The organism is Eubacterium maltosivorans (assembly GCF_002441855.2).
Taxonomy (GTDB): domain Bacteria; phylum Bacillota; class Clostridia; order Eubacteriales; family Eubacteriaceae; genus Eubacterium; species Eubacterium maltosivorans.
Map to the genome: position 1 here is coordinate 620,702 of NZ_CP029487.1, position 22,215 is coordinate 642,916.

General features: G+C 53.7%; 16 protein-coding genes. 10 read left to right on the forward strand and 6 right to left on the reverse strand.

Annotation, left to right across the window (positions count from 1 at the left end):
* Positions 1 to 25 precede the first annotated feature (25 nt).
* Genes CPZ25_RS03115 through CPZ25_RS03135 form a run of 5 tightly spaced genes read left to right on the forward strand, consistent with a single transcriptional unit; the run spans position 26 to position 4,624 of the window.
* The gene (locus CPZ25_RS03115) at positions 26 to 553 is read left to right on the forward strand and encodes an RNA polymerase sigma factor (protein ID WP_096919903.1); all 528 of its coding nucleotides are present in this window, start codon (positions 26 to 28) and stop codon (positions 551 to 553) included.
* Entirely contained in the window at positions 543 to 1,298 is a 756-nt protein-coding gene (locus CPZ25_RS03120) for a hypothetical protein (RefSeq protein WP_058694652.1), read from the forward strand. The genes CPZ25_RS03115 and CPZ25_RS03120 overlap by 11 nt, the downstream gene beginning before the upstream one ends.
* A gap of 11 nt (positions 1,299 to 1,309) precedes the next feature.
* Positions 1,310 to 2,191 carry an ABC transporter ATP-binding protein gene (locus CPZ25_RS03125; protein WP_096919902.1) on the forward strand — a complete coding sequence of 294 codons (882 nt, stop codon included), beginning with the start codon at positions 1,310 to 1,312 and terminating at the stop codon, positions 2,189 to 2,191.
* Complete coding sequence (locus tag CPZ25_RS03130) at positions 2,191 to 3,399, forward strand: hypothetical protein (RefSeq protein ID WP_096919901.1); 1,209 nt, start codon at positions 2,191 to 2,193, stop codon at positions 3,397 to 3,399. The genes CPZ25_RS03125 and CPZ25_RS03130 overlap by 1 nt, the downstream gene beginning before the upstream one ends.
* Positions 3,400 to 3,418: 19 nt before the next feature.
* Positions 3,419 to 4,624, forward strand: coding sequence for an ABC transporter permease (locus CPZ25_RS03135; RefSeq protein WP_096919900.1), 1,206 nt, complete (start codon positions 3,419 to 3,421; stop codon positions 4,622 to 4,624).
* Between the two features lie 313 nt (positions 4,625 to 4,937).
* Here CPZ25_RS03135 and CPZ25_RS03140 read toward each other — a convergent pair whose 3' ends face one another.
* The 4 genes from CPZ25_RS03140 to CPZ25_RS03155 all read right to left on the reverse strand — a co-directional run bounded on the left by CPZ25_RS03140 (position 4,938) and on the right by CPZ25_RS03155 (position 8,105).
* Positions 4,938 to 5,354 (reverse strand): secondary thiamine-phosphate synthase enzyme YjbQ, encoded by a 417-nt coding sequence (locus CPZ25_RS03140; protein ID WP_058694648.1) that lies wholly within the window; start codon positions 5,352 to 5,354, stop codon positions 4,938 to 4,940.
* A 20-nt stretch (positions 5,355 to 5,374) separates the two neighbouring features.
* Positions 5,375 to 6,058 (reverse strand): helix-turn-helix domain-containing protein, encoded by a 684-nt coding sequence (locus CPZ25_RS03145; protein ID WP_224168766.1) that lies wholly within the window; start codon positions 6,056 to 6,058, stop codon positions 5,375 to 5,377.
* 353 nt (positions 6,059 to 6,411) lie between these two features.
* Entirely contained in the window at positions 6,412 to 7,284 is an 873-nt protein-coding gene (locus CPZ25_RS03150) for a DUF3658 domain-containing protein (RefSeq protein ID WP_096919899.1), read from the reverse strand.
* The gene (locus CPZ25_RS03155) at positions 7,281 to 8,105 is read right to left on the reverse strand and encodes a carbon-nitrogen hydrolase family protein (protein ID WP_224168767.1); all 825 of its coding nucleotides are present in this window, start codon (positions 8,103 to 8,105) and stop codon (positions 7,281 to 7,283) included. The genes CPZ25_RS03150 and CPZ25_RS03155 overlap by 4 nt, the downstream gene beginning before the upstream one ends.
* A 229-nt stretch (positions 8,106 to 8,334) precedes the next feature.
* On the opposite strand from CPZ25_RS03155, the gene CPZ25_RS03160 reads away from it, so the two are divergent.
* From CPZ25_RS03160 to CPZ25_RS03170, 3 genes are all read left to right on the forward strand, one after another.
* Positions 8,335 to 9,882 carry an FGGY-family carbohydrate kinase gene (locus tag CPZ25_RS03160; protein ID WP_096919897.1) on the forward strand — a complete coding sequence of 516 codons (1,548 nt, stop codon included), beginning with the start codon at positions 8,335 to 8,337 and terminating at the stop codon, positions 9,880 to 9,882.
* Positions 9,883 to 9,932: 50 nt separating this feature from the next.
* Positions 9,933 to 14,162, forward strand: a complete 4,230-nt coding sequence (locus tag CPZ25_RS03165) for a 2-hydroxyacyl-CoA dehydratase (RefSeq protein ID WP_096919896.1) — start codon at positions 9,933 to 9,935, stop codon at positions 14,160 to 14,162.
* 315 nt (positions 14,163 to 14,477) lie between these two features.
* Complete coding sequence (locus tag CPZ25_RS03170; RefSeq protein WP_167495147.1) at positions 14,478 to 16,376, forward strand: glycosyltransferase family 2 protein; 1,899 nt, start codon at positions 14,478 to 14,480, stop codon at positions 16,374 to 16,376.
* Between the two features lie 78 nt (positions 16,377 to 16,454).
* Here the strand turns inward: CPZ25_RS03170 and CPZ25_RS03175 are convergent, their stop codons facing one another.
* Together CPZ25_RS03175 and CPZ25_RS03180 are read right to left on the reverse strand one after the other, a co-directional pair.
* A complete protein-coding gene (locus CPZ25_RS03175) occupies positions 16,455 to 16,676 on the reverse strand; it encodes a YozE family protein (protein ID WP_058694641.1) in 222 nt (73 codons plus the stop codon).
* A 135-nt stretch (positions 16,677 to 16,811) separates the two neighbouring features.
* Positions 16,812 to 18,377: a Na+/H+ antiporter NhaC family protein gene (locus CPZ25_RS03180; protein WP_058694640.1), complete on the reverse strand. Its 1,566-nt coding sequence runs from the start codon at positions 18,375 to 18,377 to the stop codon at positions 16,812 to 16,814.
* A 251-nt stretch (positions 18,378 to 18,628) separates the two neighbouring features.
* On the opposite strand from CPZ25_RS03180, the gene CPZ25_RS03185 reads away from it, so the two are divergent.
* Both CPZ25_RS03185 and CPZ25_RS03190 read left to right on the forward strand, forming a co-directional pair.
* A complete protein-coding gene (locus CPZ25_RS03185; RefSeq protein WP_074616885.1) occupies positions 18,629 to 20,350 on the forward strand; it encodes an ABC transporter ATP-binding protein in 1,722 nt (573 codons plus the stop codon).
* Entirely contained in the window at positions 20,337 to 22,145 is a 1,809-nt protein-coding gene (locus CPZ25_RS03190) for an ABC transporter ATP-binding protein (protein WP_074616884.1), read from the forward strand. The genes CPZ25_RS03185 and CPZ25_RS03190 overlap by 14 nt, the downstream gene beginning before the upstream one ends.
* Positions 22,146 to 22,215 lie beyond the last annotated feature (70 nt).

A 22,215-nucleotide genomic window follows, 5' to 3' on the forward strand; every position in this document is an offset into this window, starting at 1 on the left:
AGGGGACGCCCGGAGGAGGAAGAACTTGACGCGTGAAGATATTTTACTGAGAAAAATTGAAAATGGAGACCGGCAGGCGCTGGATGGGCTGATTACAGACTATTACCCGGATATTTTCCGGTACTGCCTCTGGCACACCAGAGACCGGGCCGCCGCCGAGGATGCGACCCAGGAGACCTTTCTGAAGGCTGTGCGCTTTCTGGACGGCTACCGCCATCAGGGGCATTTCAGGGCCTGGCTCTATAAAATTGCCGCCAATGTGTGCCGTGACGGATGGCGAAAAGCCGACGAGGAACCTCTGCCGGAGAACCTTACCTATGATGAAGCGGGCTTTGAGCGCGCCGAATCGGACGCTGATTTTATTTGTATGGTAAGGGGCCTGCCAGAGGAAGCCCGTGAGCTGGTGCTCCTGCGCTTTGCTCAGGACCTTACCCTGCGCGAGATCGCCCATGTTACCGGGCTGCCAGTGCGCACCGTTCAGTCACGCCTGCGGTCAGCCCTGAAAAAAATTAAAAAACAGCTGTTAAAAGGAGAAATATGCCATGAACCATAAATTCAAAAAGAGAATGAGGCAGGCCTTAAAAGCGCCGGCCCCGGTATCCGAAGAGCATCTGGAAGCGACAAGGGAGGCCGCCCGCGGGCTTTACGCTGACAGCAGGCAACGGAAAAAAATTTCTTTTCCCGAGTTTTTGCTTATGCAGATACGTTTTTGCGGCGTCTGGGTCTGGCTTTTGCAGGGCGGCGCCCTGTTTGCCCTTTTTCTGGTTTTAAACAGCATTCTCGGCGGCGATTTCAGCGCCATAAAGCCGCAGCATCTGCCCGAGCTGCTCAGCCTCTGTGCGGTGGTGGTCGCGGCCACAAGCCTGCCGGGCATCAGCCGTTCCTGGCAGCACAGGATGTATGAGACGGAGGCGGCGACGCGTTTATCCCTGCCCGGCCTCATCCTCTGCCGGCTGCTCATTCTGGGGCTGGTGGACTTTTTCATTCTGGCCGCCGCCTTTACCGCGGCCCTCTGGCAGACCAGCCTGAGCGGCTTAAACGCCGCTGTCTATCTGCTGCTGCCCTTTCTGAGTGCCTGTCTCGGCAGCCTTCTGATCATCCGGCATGTGCCCGGAGAACGTCTGCTTTTTTTCTGCACCTTGTTCTGCGGTGCGCTTTTTCTGGCCCTGTGGCTGGCCGGAAGCCTGAACCCGGTCATTTATCAGCAGACCGGACCGCTTACGGTGCTCACACTCCTCTGCGGAGCGGGTGTTTTAGCGCAGTGCAGGAAGCTCGTCAACGACTATAACATTGAATAGGAAGTGAAATGATGGAACTTAAAATCAACCGATTGACCAAGCAATATAAAGATAAGCTGGCCGTGGACAGTGTCAGCCTGAAATTAACGCCGGGAATCTGGGGGCTTCTCGGCGCCAACGGCGCGGGGAAAACCACCATGATGCGCATGGTGGCAGGCATTTTAAAGCCAACCTCCGGCGGGGTGTTCTACGATGGGATAGACATTGCCGATCTGGGCGAAAGTTATCGGGACATCTTTGGCTATCTGCCCCAGACCTTTGGCTTTTACCCTGAATTTACAGTGAGAAGCTATTTGGAATATATGAGCGCCCTCAAGGGTATTGGCAGAAAAGACGCGTCTTCAAAAATCGAGAGCCTGCTCCAGATGCTCGCACTGAGTGATGTGAAAAACAAAAAAATCCGCAGGCTGTCCGGCGGTATGCAGCGACGGGTGGGCATTGCCCAGGCCCTGCTCAACGATCCGGAAATCCTGATTCTGGACGAGCCCACCAGCGGCCTGGACCCGGGCGAGCGGGTGCGTTTCCGCAATATTCTGGCCGAGTTTGCAAAAGACCGGATTGTGCTCATTTCCACCCATATCGTGTCCGACGTAGAAAATATCGCCACGCGTAACGCAGTCATGAAGGACGGGCGGATCATCGCAGCGGGCAGCACGGATGAGCTGGTGGCAGCCATGAAAGGACGTGTATGGCATACCGAGGTGCCTGAAAGGGACCTGTTAAAATGTGAGCGCCTTGTCCGTGTCGCTAATATCCGGAGCGAGCCCGGAGGACGGGCCGCACTCCGCTATCTGGCCGATACCGCCGTACTGCCGGGCTCAGCCCCGGAAACACCCCGGCTCGAAGATTTATACCTCTGGCTTTTCCCAGAGGGCACAGAGGAGGTGCAGTGATGCTTAACGTATTTTGTATGGAGTTTAAACGCCTTTTTAAAAGCCGCATGGTATGGATACTGTGCGCCGCATCGCTTATTGCCGCTCTGCTGCTGTGCGTGATGGCAGTGGACAATGTGAGCTACGGAAGGCGGGACGACCCGGACGCCAAAAACGGGCTGGCGGCCATCCCGGCCCTCAAGGAAGCCTATAAGCCCCTTTATGGAGAGGTAACGCCCGAAAAGCTTAAGTCTGCCTTTGAGACCTATATCAACACTTCAAACGCCTATGAGGAAAAAAAGCCGGCCTCGGTTTACAAAGAAAAAATAACCCCGGTCCAGCCAGCCCTCAGCTGGATTTTCAGCGCCTTTGACGATTCTGAAATCACAAACGCCGATGAGGTGGGAGGCTTCTACGCCAAACGTCTCCAGAATGTCCAGAGCATGCTGGAGGATAAATATCCCAACGCACCGCAGGCAAGGCAGGCGGCTACGGAGCTCAACAGCAAGGTTGAAACCCCCTTTCACTATGCTTACGGCTACGGCAGCAGTGATGGAAAGGATTTTATGGTTTTACTGCTGCTGATTCTTGTGCTGTTCTGCACCGCCATAGCCGCGCCGGCTTTCGCCGCCGACTATCACAGCCGGGCCGATGACATCCAGCGCTGCACCCGCTACGGCAGGGGAAAGCTGAGCGCCGCGCGGTCGCTTTCTGTGCTCATCCTCACCCTGGGTATAACAGTGATCAGCACCGGTGTCTACCTGATCATTCTGAACAGCATCTTTGGCTGGGAGGGCTTGTCAGCCTCCCTTCAGACGGCCTTTGTGGCCTGGGGCATCGCGCCCATGAATGTGGGGGATATGGTGCGCATGACATTTTTTGCCGGCATTCTCACTCTGCTGGCCACAGCGTCCTGCTGCCTGTTTGTATCCTCCCGGTGTAACTCGCCCACAACGGCGCTCATCATCAGCTTCTGCGTCAGCCTGCTGCCCATTTTCCTGGGCTTTGCGGGCGTCAATGTAAAATGGCTGTACGCGCTGCTGCCCTCGGGCGGCATGGCCATGGAAAACAGCTTTTACTATGCCCTGACGCTCAACAGCACGAGCTTCCTTCACCTTGGGAGCTTTACCCTGTGGCTGCCTTACGCTTATATCCTCTTTGCCGTGGTGGAGATTCCACTGTTTGTCCTGCTGACCATATTGTCCCACAAGGGTCGGCAGGTCGCCTGAGCTACCTCGGAGCGTGGCCATGCTAAACGTCTTTTTTCATGAATTTAAGCGGCTGTGCCTGAACAAGACCGTTCAGGCGCTGTCGATCCTGTCGGTCCTGTTTACCATTTTACTGGTGTATGTGGTCATATCGAACACCCGTTATGGCTCATACGAAAGCCCGGCGTACAGAAGCGGCCTGGACGCCGTTGCCCACGCGAGAACAGTCTACGCGCCGTCATACGGCTCTGTCACAGCTGAAAAGCTGGAGTCAGCCCTCAGGACCTATCAGGATATCGCAGAAGATTACCCGGAAGGCGAAATGCCAGACGCGCTCCGGGAGAAAACGACAGCGCCTTTGTCGCCGCTGCTGCGCCTGCTGTCGTATACTTATGAAACCCGCGACATTTCTGTTGATGCTGCCGCTGACTTTTACAGACAGCGTGAAGCGCGCATCAACGCATCCATTAAAGAGCAGTATCCTGGTTCGCCAGCGGTTCAGAATGCCGCCAAAAACATTAACCAGAGGGTCGAAACGCCTTTTTACTACGCCTATGGTTACGGCGACAGCGACGGGCCAGAATTTCTGGTGTTTCTCCTGTTTGTGCTGGTGTTTTTCGGTACGGTTATTGCTGCGCCGGTCTTTTCTGAGGATTATCACAGCCAGGCCGATGATATCCAGCGCTGCTGCCGGTATGGGCCGCAGCTTGGAACAGCGCGGCTGATGGCCGTATATGTCCTGGTTCTTTTGCTGGTGACAGTCTGTACCGGGATTTATCTGCTATCCCTCAACACCGTATTTGGATGGGAGGGGCTGAAAGCATCCCTACAGACCCGTTACTTCACAACTGCGATCACACCAATGACCATCGGCGGCGTTATGGGCGCCACAGTGCTTTCAGGCATTCTCACCCTGCTGGCCACAGTATCCTGCGCCATGCTTGTATCCTCACGCTGCAAAGTGCCGGTGGCAGCTGTGTCGGCCAGTGTGGTGATCGCCCTGCTGCCTGTTTTCTTCTCCTTTCTCCATATTGAGGAAAGCGTGCTGTCTTCTCTGCTGCCCTCTGCCGGCGTCGTCTCGAGCAGTGGCTTTTATCAGATGCTGACAGAGAAAAGCCTGGAATTTTTTAACGCTGGCGACCTTGTCCTGTGGCGGCCCTGCGCCTGCCTTCTGTTCGCCGCGGTGGAGATCCCGCTGTTTGGCGGGCTGGCTGTATGGTCCTACAAAAGACAGAAACTTTACTAAAAAAGCACGGCACAAAATGTGCCGTGCTCAGCGTGTCGACGAAGTTATCCATGAGCTGCAAAGCTAAAGCTTGAAGCTGTCTGCGTTAATAATGGATAGTTGATAGTGGATAGTTGTAGTGCGCTTTCGCCTGTGGCTCAAGCGATTAATATGCGGCCAAAGGCCTCGTCCAATCAAATCGGCCAACGGCTGATTTGCTCCTAAACTTTCAACCGTCAACTATCAACTTGACAGCCTCTTTTTAACGCTTTAGCTCTTCCTGATATCCTTTGTCTACAGTCTGAGCACGGCGCAAAAATGTGCCGTGCTTTTTTTATTCACCGATGATTTTAATGAGCGCGTGTTTATCGCGCTTACCGTCAAACTCAAAATAAAAGATCTGTTCCCAGGTGCCGAAATCCAGGCGGCCGTCTGTGATGGCCACCACCACTTCACGGCCCATAACGGTCCGCTTGAGATGGGCGTCGGCGTTATCCTCAAAACCGTTGTGGTGGTACTGGCTGTAAGGTTTTTCGGGCGCCAGCTTTTCGAGCCACACCTCATAGTCATGGTGCAGGCCGCTCTCATCGTCGTTGATGAACACGCTGGCAGTGATATTCATGGCGTTGACCAGCACCAGTCCTTCCCGGATACCGCTGTCAGCCAGCGCTGCCTCCACATCCGGCGTGATATTGACAAGGCCTCTGCGGGTCGGCAAGTTAAAATGCAGTTCTTTTCGATAAGATTTCATAAGTCCTCCTATAAATAAAATTAATAACATTCAAAGAAGCGCTCATAGATGCGTTTCTGATAGACAACGGAACCGATGATCTGGACATTATCCTTATTAAGGTCATAAACCTCCACCTCAAAAGCTGGGTTGTGCGGCTGGAGAATCACCTGATTTTTCCGGAAAGAGACCTTCCTTATTTTGAGATCCGACTCACCCACGTGCAGCGCAGTCAGATCGCCGGATTTTAAAAAGGTGTTGAGCTTTACCACCACATGGTCATTTTTCATGAGTGTGGGCTCCATGCTGGCGTCTGTAATCTCCAGAGCAAAGACCGGGCCCCATTTTGCCAGCTGGTCGCTGGGCAGGGTAAGGGTATGGACGGTCTTCTCGTTGGAAAAGACAGGCAGCTGGTATTTTATGCTCCCGAAAACCGAGAGTGTCACCTCCGGCCCAAAAGGCCGGGTGTCGTCAAGCACCTCTCTCTCGTACATCGAGACAGGACGCCCCATAAGCCACAGGGGGCTGACGTCAAAGTAGGCCGCCATCTCCCGGATGGTCGTAATCTTCGGGGCCATCTCGCCTCGGGTATAGCGTGAAATACTCGGGGGAGAAAGATTGAATTTTCGGGACATCGAATAGGTGGTTTCATTAAAATTGGTCATCAGGTATTTAAGGCGCTGGCCGAAGACCTGCTTATCTACGGTATGTTTTTTATCCATCATATACCTCCGCTTTTGTATATCATACACCAAACAAGTGCAAAACTCAATATTAATACATTTAATTCCTGTGCATATTACGTAACACAACAGTGATTGCCATCATCTCTTAAATCCTATGGGTGTTTTTCTGAATACAATTGATTTTTCTGAGTTCAGGGTATATAATACAAGTACAAATTCGTTTACAAAAATAAAAGAATCGAGGAAAGAGAAGTAGTGTTAAAAACCTTAATCGAGTCGATATATTGGCGCCTGTTCTATTTTAAAATGCGGAATAAATATTCCGGACAGGACCAATAGATCCGTAAGCGAAACCAAAAACGGCCGGAGCGATCCGGCCGTTTTTACGTTGCTCAGTCTTTTCGCCGCATAATGCCGCCATAAGGGTTCTCGTCCTCTGACGGAGCAACTGCCACAAGCTCTCCGTCATCAGCCATGGCCTGCAGACGCATCAACAGCCACTGCGCGCTCACCCCCGGGACGCGGATCAGGGTTCTGCCGATGGGAACAGCGGGCATAAAGTCACCGTCCGGTATATTCGCCCGGAGAACAGCGTCATAGAAGTTTTCGCGCACGCTCATAACGCGGCCATTTACCACAGCCCGCAGAGGGGCGTTTTCTTTGACGAGCTGTTCCCACAGCGCTGCGCAGGCTTTTACCTGGACAGGGGCGAGGGGTTCCTCAAGCTGGGCGAGGCTGCCGAAGTCCTCGGGAAAAATATTGCCTGTGCTCAGGTATTGGCGCGCTTTGCCGTCAAATACAGTCTGCCGGGAGACAAAGACTGCGGATAAGGGAACTGAACCTTCTCTGAAAAAATGGCAGATAAAGAGAAGGCCGCAGACCTCGGCCGGATCGTTCTCGGACAGCCAGATTCGGACGGGCTCAAGGGTTTCCCTGGCTTTTTCCAGACGGTCAAGGGTTTTGCGGTTCAGCCCCGCAATTTCCTCAGCCACGCCGGGCGTTTCGCCGTACAGGATTTTCAGCACAGAAAGCCGGACGCCGCTCTCTGTATCGTTGTTATCAAGCTCTCCGATATCCAGCGACTGCCACAGGGGCGCCACATCCCCGGGGCTGCCGCCCAGCGAGAGTCCGGGCCAGTGAGTAGTTGTGGACCAGCTATCATCGCGCAGCAGCAAATAGGTATCCTTTATCTCCTGCCCATGTTTCATGGATTTTGCGCAGCTCAGACTTCCAGCAGCGCTGTTCCCGAAAATAAGCTCAATCATTTTATTTCCTCCAGCCTGTAAAGATCCTTTCTTCTGGCTGACAGAATGGGCAGCTGTTCCCGCGCCGCGTCAACGACACGGGTGTCGATTTCGACCGAGATGGCGCCGGGCTTTTCATCAAGCCCGGCGATATTATTGCCCCAGGGGTCAATCACGCAGGAATGTCCCCAGGCTGCGTATTTGGCGTTTTCATCCCGGGCGGAGGAGCAGGCCGCGATGTAGCACTGATTATCCACAGCCCGGGAGCGCAGCGCCAGTTCCCAGTGCATGGGCCCGGTGGTCATGTTAAAGGCGGCGGGCAGCACTGCCAGCTTCGCCCCGTGTTCTGCCATAATGCGGAACTGCTCGGGAAAACGGATATCGAAGCAGACGGCCACGCCCACAGGTCCAAAGGGCGTTTCCACAACAGTGATGCTATCACCAGCAGTTAAAACATTCGACTCCTTAAAGGATATACCATCTTTGACATCAACATCAAAAAGATGCACCTTCCGGTGCCGTCCAAGCAAACTGCCATCCGGTCCAAAAACGAAACAGGAGTTATAGATATGACCGTCCTCCATCTCGGGGATAGAACCGGCGAACAGCGTGATGCCGAGCTCTCCGGCCAGGGCAGACATGCGGGTATTGGCAGGCCCGTCCGCAGGCTCGGCCGCAGTCAGAAAATCACTCCCGGCGTAGGGGCATATATACATTTCGGGCAGCAGCACCATCCCGGCCCCGTTTTCTGCGGCGGTGCGGATCATTTTTTCAGCAGTGTTCAGATTTGTTTCCTTATCTGCTGTCAGCGGCATCTGGCAGCAGGCGAGCTTTGTTTTCATGGAAGCCTCCAGTTTCTTGTTCATAATTTGCGGTTTCTTTTTATTATACCTGAAAAGACTGAAAGAAGTTTTTAATCGCCAGGGGAAAACTTCAATCAATTGTAACCCTTTCCCAATTTAAATAGTTCTAAAGAAAACTTTGATAAATTCTTGAAGATTTGTTATAATAGTGGTCGTTTAAGAATTGATATATAATAAATAAGAAGAAATTTGATTTTGAGGTTAAGGTTTGGAGAAGGAATTAGTTTTAACCATTGATTGTGGCACCCAGGGCATTCGGGCCATTGTGTTTGACAAAACGGGCCGGGCGCTGGCAAAAACCGAGAAAAGGTTTGAGGGCTACTACTCAAAGAAGCCGCATTATGTGGAAGCACCGCCCGCTATGTTCTGGGAGGATCTGGCCAGGGTTACTCTGGAGATGAAAAACCATTATCCTGAGTATGTCGAGGCGCTTTCGGGTATGAATATCGCGGTGCAGCGCGATATCGCCACCATTGTGGACGAAAAAGGCGAGGGCCTGCGGGACTTCATCAGCTGGATGGACCGGCGGACGCTGGAGAAACCACTTACGATACCGCAGCCTTACCGTTTTGCTTTCTGGATAGCGGGCAAAAAAGCCTTTACCGAGAGCTTTAATACCGGCACACACGCGCACTGGATCAAGGTGCATGAGCCGGAGCTTTGGAACGCTGCGGATAAATACATTTTTCTTTCGACTTACCTGATCAATAAACTGACCGGCCAAATGGTGGACGCGACCTCCAATATTGCGGGCCACTTTCCCTTTGACTTCAAGCATAAGAAATGGTGCGGTCCTTACGAAATCAAGCGCCAGATCATTCAGATCGAGCGTGAAAAGCTTTGTGACCTGGTGGATTCCTGCCAGGTCATCGGTGTCATTACCCCTGAGGCCGCCGAAAAGACAGGTCTGCCCGAGGGACTGCCTCTCGTTGGCTCTGGAACCGATAAGGGCTGTGAGACCATTGGGGTCGGCTGCGTGAACGAGGGCTGCGCCAGTGTATCCCTTGGCACCCAGGCCACGGTGGAGACAACCTCCAAGCGCTATTATGAGCTGGTGCCCTTCTATCCGCCCTTCCCCGGGGTGGACCCAGAGGCTTATAACCCTGAGATCACAGTTTATCACGGATTCTGGATGGTCAACTGGTTTATCGAAATGTTTGCCGCAAAGGAGCGGGAGGACTGTGAGAAACGGGGTGAGGACCTGTTCGATTTTCTGAACGGGAAACTGCCCACCGTACCCGCGGGGGCTGGCGGCCTGGTGCTGCAGCCTTACTGGGGACAGGAATCCTTTAAGCCGGAGGCCAAGGGATCCATTATCGGCTTCAGCGAGCGCCACACCAAATACCATATTTACAGAAGCATTATCGAGGGGCTGGCCTTCGCGCTTCTGGAGGGCCTTGAAACCATCGAGAAAAAATCTGGCGTGCGGGTGAATACCATCGGCCTGTCCGGCGGCGGCTCCCGCAGTGACAACATCGCCCAGATTATGGCCAACGTCTTTGGCCGGGAGGTTTACCGGGTTCAGACCTATGAGACCACCGGGCTCGGCGGCGCCATGGCTACCTACGTGGGGCTCGGCGTTTATCCGGATCTGGAGACAGCCGGGGCGGAGATGGTGCGAAAATCGCACCGTTTCATGCCTGATCCCGAAGAAAGCCGGCACTACGCAGTTCTTTACCGCGAGGTGTATAAAAAGGCGTATAAGCGCTATAAACCGCTGTATAAACGATTGGGAAAAATAGAGAGCGTACAATAACCAAGCATTACTGACAATGATTGATGATTAATAAAAATGAGGCATAATACATGAACAAAACTTACAAGATGGGCCTTGACGTAGGCTCAACCACCATTAAAGTGGTGGTGATGGACGAGAACGACAATATTATTTACAAAGAATACCGAAGACATCTGTCCAATATCAAGCTGACCATGGCGGAGCTTTTAAAGGAAACCTTTGAGGCGGTGGGCGACATCACCACCAAGGTCTGCGTGACCGGCTCCGGCGGGCTGATGATTTCCAAATGGCTGGATATCCCTTTTATCCAGGAAGTGGTAGCCGGGACAGTGGCGGTTGAGCAGTTGATTCCTGAGACAAACTGCGCCATTGAGCTGGGCGGTGAGGACGCTAAGATCACCTTCTTCGAGGGCAATATTGAGCAGCGGATGAATGGTACCTGCGCTGGCGGCACCGGGGCCTTTATTGACCAGATGGCCACCCTGCTGAAAACCGACGCCACCGGGCTCAATGAGCTTGCGAAAACCCACCAGACCATTTATCCCATCGCTTCGCGCTGCGGGGTATTTTCCAAAACCGATATACAGCCCCTGCTCAACGAGGGGGCTGCCAAAGAGGATATCGCCGCCTCCATTTTCCAGGCAGTGGTCAACCAGACCATCAGTGGTCTGGCCTGCGGGCATCCTATCCGCGGCAATGTCGCCTTTTTGGGCGGGCCGCTGTACTTCCTGTCTGAGCTCAGGCAGCGCTTTATCGAAACGCTGAAGTTGTCGCCTGAGCAGGTAATCTTCCCGGAAGGCTCTAACCTGTTTGTGGCCGTGGGCTCTGCCTACTCCTCCGATAAATACGGCACGCTGCCGCTCTCCGAGCTGGTCAGACGCGTACAGAACACCGACGGCGCTGGTGACAGCGAGGTAGGACGTCTGGACCCGCTTTTTAAAAGCCAGGAGGAGCTGGACCGTTTTCTCTCACGCCATCAAAAGGACCGTGTGGAGCGGGGAAGCCTTGAGGCCTACACTGGCGCGTGCTTCCTGGGTATCGACGTTGGCTCCACGACCACCAAGGCAGTACTCGTCGGCCGTGAGGGCGAGCTTCTGTACCATTACTATGGCAGCAATGAGGGCAGCCCTCTGGGCCAGGCCATCAAGATTGTGGAGGATGTTTACAACAAACTGCCCGACGGCGCGGTTATCGGCAAATCCGCGGTCACCGGCTACGGCGAGGGCCTGATCAAGACAGCGCTCAAGGTCGATATCGGCGAGATCGAGACCATAGCCCACTATAAAGGCGCTAAATACTTTATGCCCAGGGTCGATTTTATTCTGGACATCGGCGGCCAGGACATGAAGTGCATGAAGATAAGGAACGGCACCATTGACAGCATTATTCTCAACGAGGCCTGTTCCTCGGGCTGCGGCTCTTTCCTCGAAACCTTTGCCAAATCTCTGAACCTGAGCATGGACGCCTTTGTGTCCCAGGCTCTGCTGGCCGAAAAGCCCGTAGACCTCGGCACCCGCTGTACGGTCTTCATGAATTCCAAGGTAAAGCAGGCCCAGAAGGAAGGGGCCGAGGTCGGGGAGATTTCCGCCGGCCTGTCCTATTCGGTCATTAAAAACGCCCTGCAGAAGGTTATCAAGGTGCATAACCCCAAGGATCTGGGCGAAAATATCATTGTCCAGGGCGGCACCTTCAACAATAACGCGGTGCTGCGCGCCTTTGAGATAATTACCGATAAGGACGTAGTGCGGCCAGACATCGCCGGGCTGATGGGCGCCTTTGGCGCCGCGCTGATCGCCCGTGAAAACTATACCGAGGGCGACAGGAGCACCCTTCTCGATCTGGATAAGCTCTACAGCTTTGAGGTTGAGGTCAGCCACCGCCGCTGCGGCGGGTGCAGCAACAACTGCCTGCTCACCATCAACCGTTTTAATGACGGCAGCCGGCACATTACTGGTAACCGCTGTGAGATTGGGGCCGGCGAGGGAAGAAAAAACAAGGACCTGCCAAACCTGTACCAGTATAAATACAAGCGTGTTTTCGATTATCAGCCCCTGCCCACCAACCAGGCGTCCCGCGGTGTGATCGGCATTCCGCGCGTGCTCAACCAGTATGAGAACTATCCCTTCTGGTTCATCTTCCTGACCAGCCTTGGCTACCGGGTCGAGCTGTCTGAGGAATCCAACCGCAAGGTTTATGAAAAGGGCATGGCCAGCATCCCCTCCGAATCAGTCTGTTATCCGGCTAAGCTGGTGCACGGTCATATCCAGGACCTGATCGACCGGGGAATCAAGACGATTTTCTATCCCTGCATTCCTTATGAGGAACGGGAATTTGAAAAAGTGGACAACTGGTACAACTGCCCCATTGTCATGTCCTACCCCGAAACCATCAAGCACAATATGGAATCCCTGAAAGAAAACGGCGTGACCTTCCTGAATCCCTTCATCGCCCTGGATGACCACAGGCGGCTGGAGGAACGGCTCACCGAAATTTTTGGCGGGCTGGGTATCCCGAAGGAAGAGATCAGCGTTGCCCTGAAGCTGGCACTGGGCGAAAAGGACCGCTTCCGGGACGATATGCGCGCAAAGGGCGAGGAGACCATGGAGTGGCTGAAAAAAAACGGCAAAAAAGGCATTGTGCTGGCCGGCAGGCCCTACCATATCGACCCTGAGATCAACCACGGGCTCGACAACATCATTACCGGCCTGGGCATGGCCGTACTCACCGAGGATTCCATCGCCCATCTGGCCGCTGAGCTCGATGAGGAAAACTTCCGCGTACTGGACCAGTGGAAATACCACAGCCGCCTTTACAAGGCTGCGGAGGTTGTCGCTCAGTATGATTTTCTGGAGCTGGTACAGCTGACCTCCTTTGGCTGCGGCCTGGACGCGGTCACCTCCGAGCAGACTCAGGAAATCCTGGAAAGTAAGGGCAATATCTATACCCTCATCAAGATTGACGAGGTCAACAATCTGGGCGCTGTCCGCATCCGTATGCGCTCGCTGAAGGCAGCCATGGAAGAACGTGAAAAAAACCACGTCAAGCTCCCGTGTGAAGAGCTTCCTGAAAAAGTGGTGTTCACTAAGGAAATGCGCAAGCGTCATACGCTGCTGGCACCTCAGATGTCGCCCATCCACTTCGAGTTTATCGCGGACGCCATGGCCGAAAGCGGCTACAACGTCGAGGTGCTGCCAAGCGTGGACGAAAAGGCAGTGGATGAAGGACTGACCTATGTCAACAACGACGCCTGCTATCCGACCATCATCACCACCGGGCAGATCATGGCAGCACTGAAATCCGGCAAATATGATCTGGATAATGTGTCTGTGCTCATGACCCAGACCGGCGGCCCCTGCCGCGCGTCCAACTATGTGGGCTTTATCCGCAAGGCGCTGAAGGAAGCGGGCATGGAGCAGGTGCCGGTAATCTCACTGAATCTGGTGGGCCTGGAGGACAATCCGGGCTTTAAGATCACGCCTGGGCTGGCCAACCGCGCCATGATCGGCATGGTCTACGGCGACCTGTTTCAGCGTGTGCTTTACGCCACCAAGCCCTACGAGCAGGTGCCCGGCTCCGCCATGGCCCTTTATAACAAGTGGAAAGAGCGGGTTAAGATTGACATCCGCAAGCCGAAATGGTCAGTCTTTAAACGCAATGTGACTCAGATTGTCGAGGACTTTGACCGTCTGCCCAGAATTGAGAAGAAAATCCCGAAGGTCGCCATTGTAGGGGAGATTCTGGTCAAGTACCACCCGACCGCCAACAACAACCTCATTGAGGTGCTGGAAAACGAGGGCGCTGAGGTGGTGGTGCCAGATCTCATCGACTTTTTCCTTTACTGCTGCTATAACTCGATTTACAAATACGACGAGCTGTCAGGCAGCAAATCAGGAAAAACCGCCGGTATCGCCGGGATCAAGGTGCTGGAAATGTACCGCAAAAACATGAAAAAGGCACTGGATAAGAGCCGCCATTTTCACGCGCCGTCAACCATCTACAAAAAGGCGGAAAAGGCCAGGGAGCTCATCGCGCTGGGAAACCAGGGCGGGGAGGGCTGGTTTTTGACTGCTGAAATGATGGAGCTTATCGAGTCCGGCGTCGAAAACATCGTCTGTGTCCAGCCCTTTGCCTGCCTGCCGAACCACGTCATGGGCAAGGGGATGATCAAGCCTATCCGCAAGCGCTATCCGAAGGCCAATATCGCTCCCATCGATTACGACCCCGGCGCTTCCGAGGTCAACCAGATCAACCGGATCAAGCTGATGATGGAAACCGCCAATAAAAATCTCGGAATCTGACAGGGGATGAAAAGACCCTCGAAAGCTAAGAAAAACCTGATGTTCAGAGGCATTCTGCTCACAGGTTTTTCTTTTTATTTATCTCAGTTCACAAATTAAAATCTGCAAACGATATTGCAAAATTTGGCCTTGCAACTTGGGATCAATAACTCTATAATAATAAATATCACATATAATCCTTTTTCCTTTAGAATTACTCCCCTTTTTCTATAGGAAACCGAGCGGAAGCCTTAACCGGTTTCCGCTTTTCTTTTTTGTTTTCCGGCACTGCTTCAGGGTAAACTTTAAATGAGACTTAAAATTCAAGAGGAAAGCATGAAAGAACAAAATAAAATACGAATCAAGAAGACGATTTTTATACTCACAGTGGTTGCCATGACCGTCTATTTCGGCTGGCGGCTGTTTTTTACGCTGCCCTTCCGGTTTGGGCCGCTGGCTTCAGCCGTCGGCGTTATCCTGCTCATCACAGAGCTCACAGGCGCCTTGGAAACCTTCGAGCTCTACCGGAATTATTCCCGATCTGCCGTACCAGAGCTCCCGGTGATTCCCGCCGCGGATTATCCGGAGGTGGATGTGCTCATCGCCACGCATAACGAGTCGGCCGGGCTCCTTTATAAAACCGTCAACGCCTGCAGATACATGGTGTATCCGGACAAAAACAGGGTGCACATTTACCTCTGCGACGATACCGGCCGCGCAGAGGTCGCCGCGCTGGCCAGGCAGATGGACGTCGGCTACTTTGGCCTCCGGGACAACCCCTACGCCAAGGCTGGGAACCTCAACAACGCGATCTTTAAAACCCATTCGCCCCTCATCGCCACCTTTGACGCGGATATGATCCCCACCCATGATTTTCTCATGAAAACTGTGCCCTACTTCTTCCTGGAGGAGGGGCCCATCGGCTTTATCCAGTCGCCCCAGAGCTTCTACAACGCCGACCTTTTCCAGTATAACCTGTACTCTGAGAAAAAGCTGCCCAACGAACAGGACTACTTTTTCAAGGAGGTTAATGTCAACCGGAACTATGCCAATGCGCCCATCTACGCAGGGTCAAACACCCTTATCTCACGCCGGGCGCTCACAAAGGTGGGCGGCATCGCCACGGACAGCATCACCGAGGATTTTGCCACCGGTATCCGTATTCAGGCCGCCGGGTACCGGTGCTATGCCATTCCGACCGTTCTGGCCCACGGGCTGGCTCCCGCCACCCTGCGGGACCTCATCAGCCAGCGCAGGCGGTGGGGCAGGGGGTGCGTCCAGACCCTGCGCCAGTCACACTGGCTCAGGCATATGGGCCTGCCCCTCAGGACACGCCTCAGCTATTACAGCTCCTTTTTATACTGGTGGGCCTTTTTCCGGCGATTTGTGTATATTTCAGCCCCGATCCTTTTTACCCTGTTCCAAATTGTTATCGTGGACTGCACTGTGCCCGAGCTGCTGATTTTTTCAATACCAGCCTATCTGCTCTACGGCCTGTCACTGCAATTTCTTTCCGGCAGCATGCGCAGCGCAAGGTGGAGCAACATTATCGACACCGCCCTGTTTCCGTATCTGACGCTTCCCATTATCCTGGAAACTCTGGGCATCCGTGAAAAGAAGTTCTCTGTAACCCGCAAGGATGCGGTGACCGACTCGCGCAGCTTTACTCTGGCGCTTCCGCACCTGTTTTTTATTCTGCTGTCCGCGCTCGCCATCTACCAGTGCTACACAGTGTGGATGCCCGCCAGCTTTGTGGCGGCTCTGGTCGTCATGTACTGGCTGGTTCTCAACATTTTTATTCTTATCATGGCCGTATTTTTTATTTTAGGCCGGAAAAACAGCCGGAAAAACGTGCGCTTCAGTGCAGAGCTGCCCGTGTTGTTAAAAACGCCCTGTGGCCGTTTTTCGGGCCATACGCTCGATATCTCCGAAACAGGCATGGCCATAGCGCTTGACACCGGAAAAACACTGGACCCGAGTTTGCCGCTGGAGGTGCTTGTCCAGTCCGGCCACTACCGCGCCAGACTGGAGGCCAGAGTGGTTCGAACAGATGAGAGCAGAGACGGCGCCCTGAGATACGGGCTGGTTTTTACCAGTATGGACGCGGAAAACAGGAGCCAGTATTTCCAGATTGTCTATGACCGCGAGCCGGATTTTCCAACCCGGCTTGTGAAGAGCTCCGGGCTCCGGGATCTGGGCAGAAATATTCTGCAGAGGTTCCGCCGCAGACGGTAGGGGAGCACGGCACATTTTTGCGCTGTGCCTCCCAGGCAAAAAAATAAACCCATCTTTAAAAGACAGGTTCTCTTTCGTTTAGTTGTCGCCCTTCATAAAGAGTGCGTAGGCGTCGCTCATCACCTTCAGCGCTTCTTCGCTGGCGCCCTGGCTCTCAATATAGCTGATAAAATCATCGGCTGAGCCGTCGTCCGGAAAGCCTTTATCCTCGGCCACATCCTTTGCCAGATCACCAAAATAAGACGCATCGCCTGAGTACCTGGCACAAAGCCATTCTTTAAATAATACTTTTTCGCCCATTTTCAAGCCCCCTTTTTTTCTTTATTATAACATATCTGTAAACGACTTGCTTGAAAAATTCTTTTTATTAAGGGTAAAAAAATGAAGAATCCACAACAGAAAGTTCTGGATTCTCCACAAAATTTAAAAGTCTGCTTAAGCTTCCGGCTCGGCAGTCACTTCTGTTCTTTCCAGTTTTTTGCTGGAGAGGCGGTGAAGCACGAACAGGGTAACGCCCAGCAGGATAATGCCAGTGCCAAGTGTCAGGGCAATGTTGCCGTATGAGAACCCGGCCACAATGTAGCCGAAAAAGCAGCACGCTGCTACCAGGCACGCGTAAGGCATCTGGGTGGCCACATGCTTGATATGGTCACAGCCCGCGCCGGTAGAAGACAGGATGGTGGTGTCTGAGATCGGTGAGCAGTGGTCTCCGAAAACAGAGCCTGCCAGCGTTGCAGACAGGGTGACAACCATCAGCTCCGGTGCGGATGCCTGACAGATAAACACAACGATTGGGATAAAAATCCCAAAGGTTCCCCAGGCTGTACCGATAGAGAAAGACAGACCCGCAGCTACCAAAAATACGATGGCCGGAATCAAGCCCATGGGCAGGTGGCTTGCTTCAACCAGCTGGCCAACATAAACACCTGTACCCAGGTAATCCTGGCATAAGGAACCGATGGTCCATGCCAGAGTCAGGATAATGTAAGCCGGAACCATGCTCTTAACGCCTTCGCCGATGCCGCCCATGAATTCCTTAAAGCTCACAAGCTTTCTCGGAATAAACAGCAGGAAGGTTACAACGAGCGCCCAGAAGCCGCCCAGTACCAGGGCCGCGGAAGCGTCGCAGTTCCCAAAGGCTTCGCCGATGCTCAGGCCTTCGCCGGCCCAGTAGCCGCCGTTCCACAGCATGGAAATGATTGAGAACACGATCAGCGCGCCGATGGGGATGATCAGATCCCAGACGGTTCCTTTGTCGGATACCTCCTGGTTGCTTTCAAGATCATCCGCGACAGCGCCCAGGTCACCTTTTTTCTCAGCCTTGTACTCTTCCTTGGCCATGGGTCCGAATTCCAGATTCGTTGCGGCCAGCGCCAGTACCATAATAATGGATAAAATAGCGTAAAGATTGTATGGGATGGTCGCGAAGAAAGCCTGTAATTCGTTGGTGAAGGCTCCGGTTTCGTACAGGGTTGATCCAACAGCCGCCGCCCAGCTTGAGATCGGGGCGATGATACAGACCGGTGCCGCGGTGGCGTCGATGATGTAGGCCAGCTTTGCGCGGGATACATTGTACTTGTCTGTGACGGGTTTCATAACAGTACCGACTGTTAAGCAGTTGAAATAGTCGTCGATGAAAATCAGCATTCCCAGAAAGCTGGTGGCCAGCTGAGCGCTTCTCTTGCTTTTCAGCTTGGTTGAGGCCCAGTTACCGTAGGCTCTTGAGCCCCCGGCCATCGTGACCACATAAACCAGCGCCCCCAGAAGGGCCAAAAAGAGAATGATGTTAAACTTGCCAGGCGAACCAACGGTCTCAGCAGTAACGCCGAAGGCTACGCTGCTCATCTCGATGATGCCGCCGCCTGTGTTTAACGCGTAGATAAGTCCCCCTGAAAGTATTCCGATTAACAACGATGAAATAACTTCTTTGGTGCATAACGCCAGAACGATCGCGATGATCGGTGGTAACAGCGATAAGAAACCAACATCGATTGTTTCCATAAATACTCCTCCTTATTTTTTTATATTTGCTTCCACAAACAAGCCAATTTTAACACAAAATTAATGCAAATTAAAGGAAATATATCGAATAAGATCTTTTGGAGCTCAAAAAAATTTTTCAATTAATAAAGCCGCGCCTGTTATAAACGTAAAAATGCCCTGAACAGCACAATAACGGATTTACTTTTATCCCCTTAACCGTTTTTTTATGCTACAATAGACCTATCCGAAAATAAAAGGCAGGGATTAACATGAAGCTGATCATAACCAAAATCAAAGAACATCTGTGGCTGTTTCTCACTGCCATTTTCTTTCTGACCATTGAGGCACTCTCGGACCTGCTACAGCCCACCCTCATGTCCCATATCGTGGACGACGGGGTAAAAAATCAGGAAGTGGGCACTGTGCTTTATTTTGGAGGCATTATGCTGATCGTTGCCTTTATAGGCGCGGCTGGCGCGGTAATCCGGAACAACCTTTCAGTCCGTACCTCCCAGCAGATCGGGAAAGAGCTTCGCTCAGAGCTGTACCGCAAAATTCAGTCTTTCTCCTTTGAAAACATCGACCGGCTTCACCCCGCGTCACTGATCACCCGCATCACCAATGACGTCACTCAGATTCAGAGCTTTGTCAACGGCACCATGCGCATTCTGGTCAAGGCGCCCATCACCTGTATCGGCGCCATTATCCTCATCATAACCCAGACGCCAGCGCAGATCCCAATGATTGTGATCATCCTTATTATCTCGGCGCTGCTCATCGCCGGGAACATGCGCTTTGGCTACCCGAGGTTTGTCCGGCTTCAGCGCAGGCTGGACCGCCTGAACAGCGTGAGCCGCGAGTTCCTGACCTCCATAAGAGTCGTCAAAGCTTTTGGGCGGGAGGACTATGAGACCGGACGGTTCGGCACTGCTGCCGAAGAGCTGGCCGCCTCCGGTATTTCGGCCACCCGGGTGACGGCAGTGTTTGGGCCGCTCATCAATCTGACTGTCAACATTGGTATCGTGGTGCTGCTGTGGCTGGGTGGAACCGGTGGGCACCAGGACGTGGGAAAGCTTATGGCCTCTGTCAATTATATGACCCAGGTGCTTTTTGCCCTGTCCATGGTTTCCAATATCCTCAACACTATGGTGAGGGCCACGGCCTCATCCCAGCGTGTGCAGGAGGTTCTTTCCGAAAAGCCCGCCATGAGCGAACCAGAGAGCCCCGCGGCTGGAAAGCCCGACGGCAGCGTAGCCTTTGAGCATGTCTCTTTCTCATATAGCCACTCGCCAGAAAAGTCATTGGACAATGTATCTTTTAACCTGGAAAGCGGGCAGGTGCTGGGCGTCATCGGGGCCACGGGCTCCGGCAAATCCACTCTGGTCAGCCTGATCCCAAGGTTTTACGACGCTACAGACGGGCGGGTGCTGGTGGGGGGCCGGGATGTAAGGAGCCTGAAGACCTCGGAGCTTCGCGCGGCTATCGGTATGGTTCCCCAAAAATCACTGCTCTTCTCTGGCACCATCCGGGATAACCTGAAGTGGGGAGATCCAGACGCCGACGATAAGGCTCTCGCCGCCGCGGCCCACGCAGCCTGTGCCGATGCGTTTATAAACGGCTTCTCCGGAGGCTACGACACGGTTCTGGGGCAGGGCGGGGTAAACCTGTCCGGCGGGCAGAAGCAGCGGCTCTCCATTGCAAGAGCGCTGATCCGCCATCCCGCAATACTGGTGATGGACGACAGTACCAGCGCCCTTGACGCCACCACCGAGGCAGCGGTTATGAGCCGTATCCGGGAATACGCCAGAGGAACCACGGTGATCCTCATCAGCCAGCGGATCGCCTCGGTCATGCGGGCAGATAAAATTCTCTGCATGGATGAAGGGCGCGTCTCCGGGCTTGGCAGCCACGAAACGCTCATGGCTGAAAGTCCGGTTTACCGTGAAATCTATAAATCCCAGATAGGAGATGATGAACATGCCCGCCGCTAACCCAGCAGGACTGCCCCCAGTCCGGCGCTCACCCGGCAAACACAGGATGGCTGAGGCGGTCAGGCCCAAAAACATGAGAGGCACGCTGTCCCGTCTCTGGCACCTGACCAGAGGCCACCGGCAGGGGCTGTGGCTTGTTTTTGCCCTGTCGGGGCTGGCTTCGTTGTCTGCCATGCTCACCCCTCTGCTGATCGGAAAGATCATCGACAGCATCAACAACGGCCAACTGTCCGCCGTACTCCTCGCATTTTTGCTTCTGGCCTATATCGGCGACTGGGCTGTCCGTTTTGGCCAGAACTACATCATGGCCTCGGTGTCCCAGCGCATGATCTGCTATATCCGCAAGGCGCTGTTTGACGTGATGAAGGATCTGCCGCTGGCCTTTTTTGACCGGAGCCCCCACGGCGATCTCATGAGCCGCCTGACCAATGATATCGACAATATCAGCTCCACCATCTCCGATTCGCTGGCGCAGCTTATGATGCTGGTCTTTACCTTTGTGGGGGTCCTTGGCATTATGCTCGCTCTCAATGTATGGCTGACCTTGGCCGCGCTGGCGGTGGTGCCCCTGGTCTTTTTACTGACCCGCACCGTCACCCGTGTCACCCGCAAGCTGTTTAAAAAGCAGCAGGCAGCGCTTGGCCGCCTGGATGGAGAAATTGAGGAGACCATTTCAGGGCTCACCCTTGTCAAGGCCTACGGCAGAGAGGAGGCTGTCATCGCAGAATTTGAGAAAAACAACGACGCGCTCTGCGATGTGGGCACCAAAGCCCAGGTCTGGTCTGGCTATCTCATGCCGCTCATGAACGTGATCAAAAACCTCAGCTTTATATCCGTCTCCATTGTCAGCGGCGTCATGGCTGCCCAGGGCATGGTAAGCATTGGGACTATCTCGAGCTTTCTGCTGTACTCAAGGCAGTTTACGCGTCCGCTTAATGAAATTGCTAATATTTACAATGTCTTTCAGACCGCCGTGGCCGGCGCTGAGCGTATTTTTGAAATTTTTGACGAAATCCCAGAGCCGCCTGACATTCCGGACGCGCTGCCCATTGTCAATCCAAGAGGCGATGTGGCCTTTGAACACGTGTCCTTCGGCTATGAACCCGATATCCCCATTCTCAAGGATGTAAGCTTTGAGGCCAGCGCCGGAACCCGCATGGCAGTTGTCGGCGCGACTGGAGCCGGAAAAACCACCATTATCAGCCTTCTGACGCGGTTTTATGACGTGACAGAGGGGCAGATTCTTCTGGATGGCCACGACCTCAGGGATTACCGCCTGGCAGACCTGAGACGCTGTTTTGGCGTGGTACTTCAGGATACAGCCCTGTTTCATATGAGTATTCTTGAAAACATCCGGTATGGGCGGGAGGACGCTGAGGACAGCGCGGTGGTCGAGGCTGCCAGAGCCGCAGGCGCCCACGGTTTTATCAGCCGGCTGCCGGAGGGGTATCAGACGCTCATTACCGACAGCGGGGGAAGCCTGAGCCAGGGTGAGCGCCAGCTCATCACCATTGCCCGCGCGATTCTGGCCGATGCGCCCATCCTCATCCTCGATGAGGCTACCAGCTCCGTCGATACACGGACCGAAAGCCGGATACAAAAGGCCATGCTGCGGCTTACCGAAGGCCGGACCTCCTTTATCATCGCCCACCGACTGTCCACGATCCGGGACGCCGACCAGATACTCCTGCTGGAAAATGGCCGTGTCGCCGAAATAGGCAGCCATTGTGAGCTCATGGCTCTGGGCGGTATTTACAGCCGCATGTATAAAACCCAGCTTGGAATCGAGGACTAGAGAGCACAGCGCAATTTTGCGCTGTGCTCTCTCCGTAAACTTGACAAAAGACTTCATATGCACTATGATT

Bases quoted from the DNA above. Each gene is read 5' to 3' on its own strand.
- CPZ25_RS03170 (WP_167495147.1), top strand. From the start codon at position 14,478: ATGAAAGAACAAAATAAAATACGAATCAAGAAGACGATTTTTATACTC.
- CPZ25_RS03150 (WP_096919899.1), bottom strand. From the start codon at position 7,284: ATGATTGAGCTTATTTTCGGGAACAGCGCTGCTGGAAGTCTGAGCTGC.
- CPZ25_RS03165 (WP_096919896.1), top strand. From the start codon at position 9,933: ATGAACAAAACTTACAAGATGGGCCTTGACGTAGGCTCAACCACCATT.
- CPZ25_RS03190 (WP_074616884.1), top strand. From the start codon at position 20,337: ATGCCCGCCGCTAACCCAGCAGGACTGCCCCCAGTCCGGCGCTCACCC.
- CPZ25_RS03125 (WP_096919902.1), top strand. From the start codon at position 1,310: ATGGAACTTAAAATCAACCGATTGACCAAGCAATATAAAGATAAGCTG.
- CPZ25_RS03145 (WP_224168766.1), bottom strand. From the start codon at position 6,058: ATGATGGATAAAAAACATACCGTAGATAAGCAGGTCTTCGGCCAGCGC.
- CPZ25_RS03120 (WP_058694652.1), top strand. From the start codon at position 543: ATGAACCATAAATTCAAAAAGAGAATGAGGCAGGCCTTAAAAGCGCCG.
- CPZ25_RS03180 (WP_058694640.1), bottom strand. From the start codon at position 18,377: ATGGAAACAATCGATGTTGGTTTCTTATCGCTGTTACCACCGATCATC.
- CPZ25_RS03155 (WP_224168767.1), bottom strand. From the start codon at position 8,105: ATGAAAACAAAGCTCGCCTGCTGCCAGATGCCGCTGACAGCAGATAAG.
- CPZ25_RS03175 (WP_058694641.1), bottom strand. From the start codon at position 16,676: ATGGGCGAAAAAGTATTATTTAAAGAATGGCTTTGTGCCAGGTACTCA.
- CPZ25_RS03130 (WP_096919901.1), top strand. From the start codon at position 2,191: ATGCTTAACGTATTTTGTATGGAGTTTAAACGCCTTTTTAAAAGCCGC.
- CPZ25_RS03140 (WP_058694648.1), bottom strand. From the start codon at position 5,354: ATGAAATCTTATCGAAAAGAACTGCATTTTAACTTGCCGACCCGCAGA.
- CPZ25_RS03135 (WP_096919900.1), top strand. From the start codon at position 3,419: ATGCTAAACGTCTTTTTTCATGAATTTAAGCGGCTGTGCCTGAACAAG.
- CPZ25_RS03185 (WP_074616885.1), top strand. From the start codon at position 18,629: ATGAAGCTGATCATAACCAAAATCAAAGAACATCTGTGGCTGTTTCTC.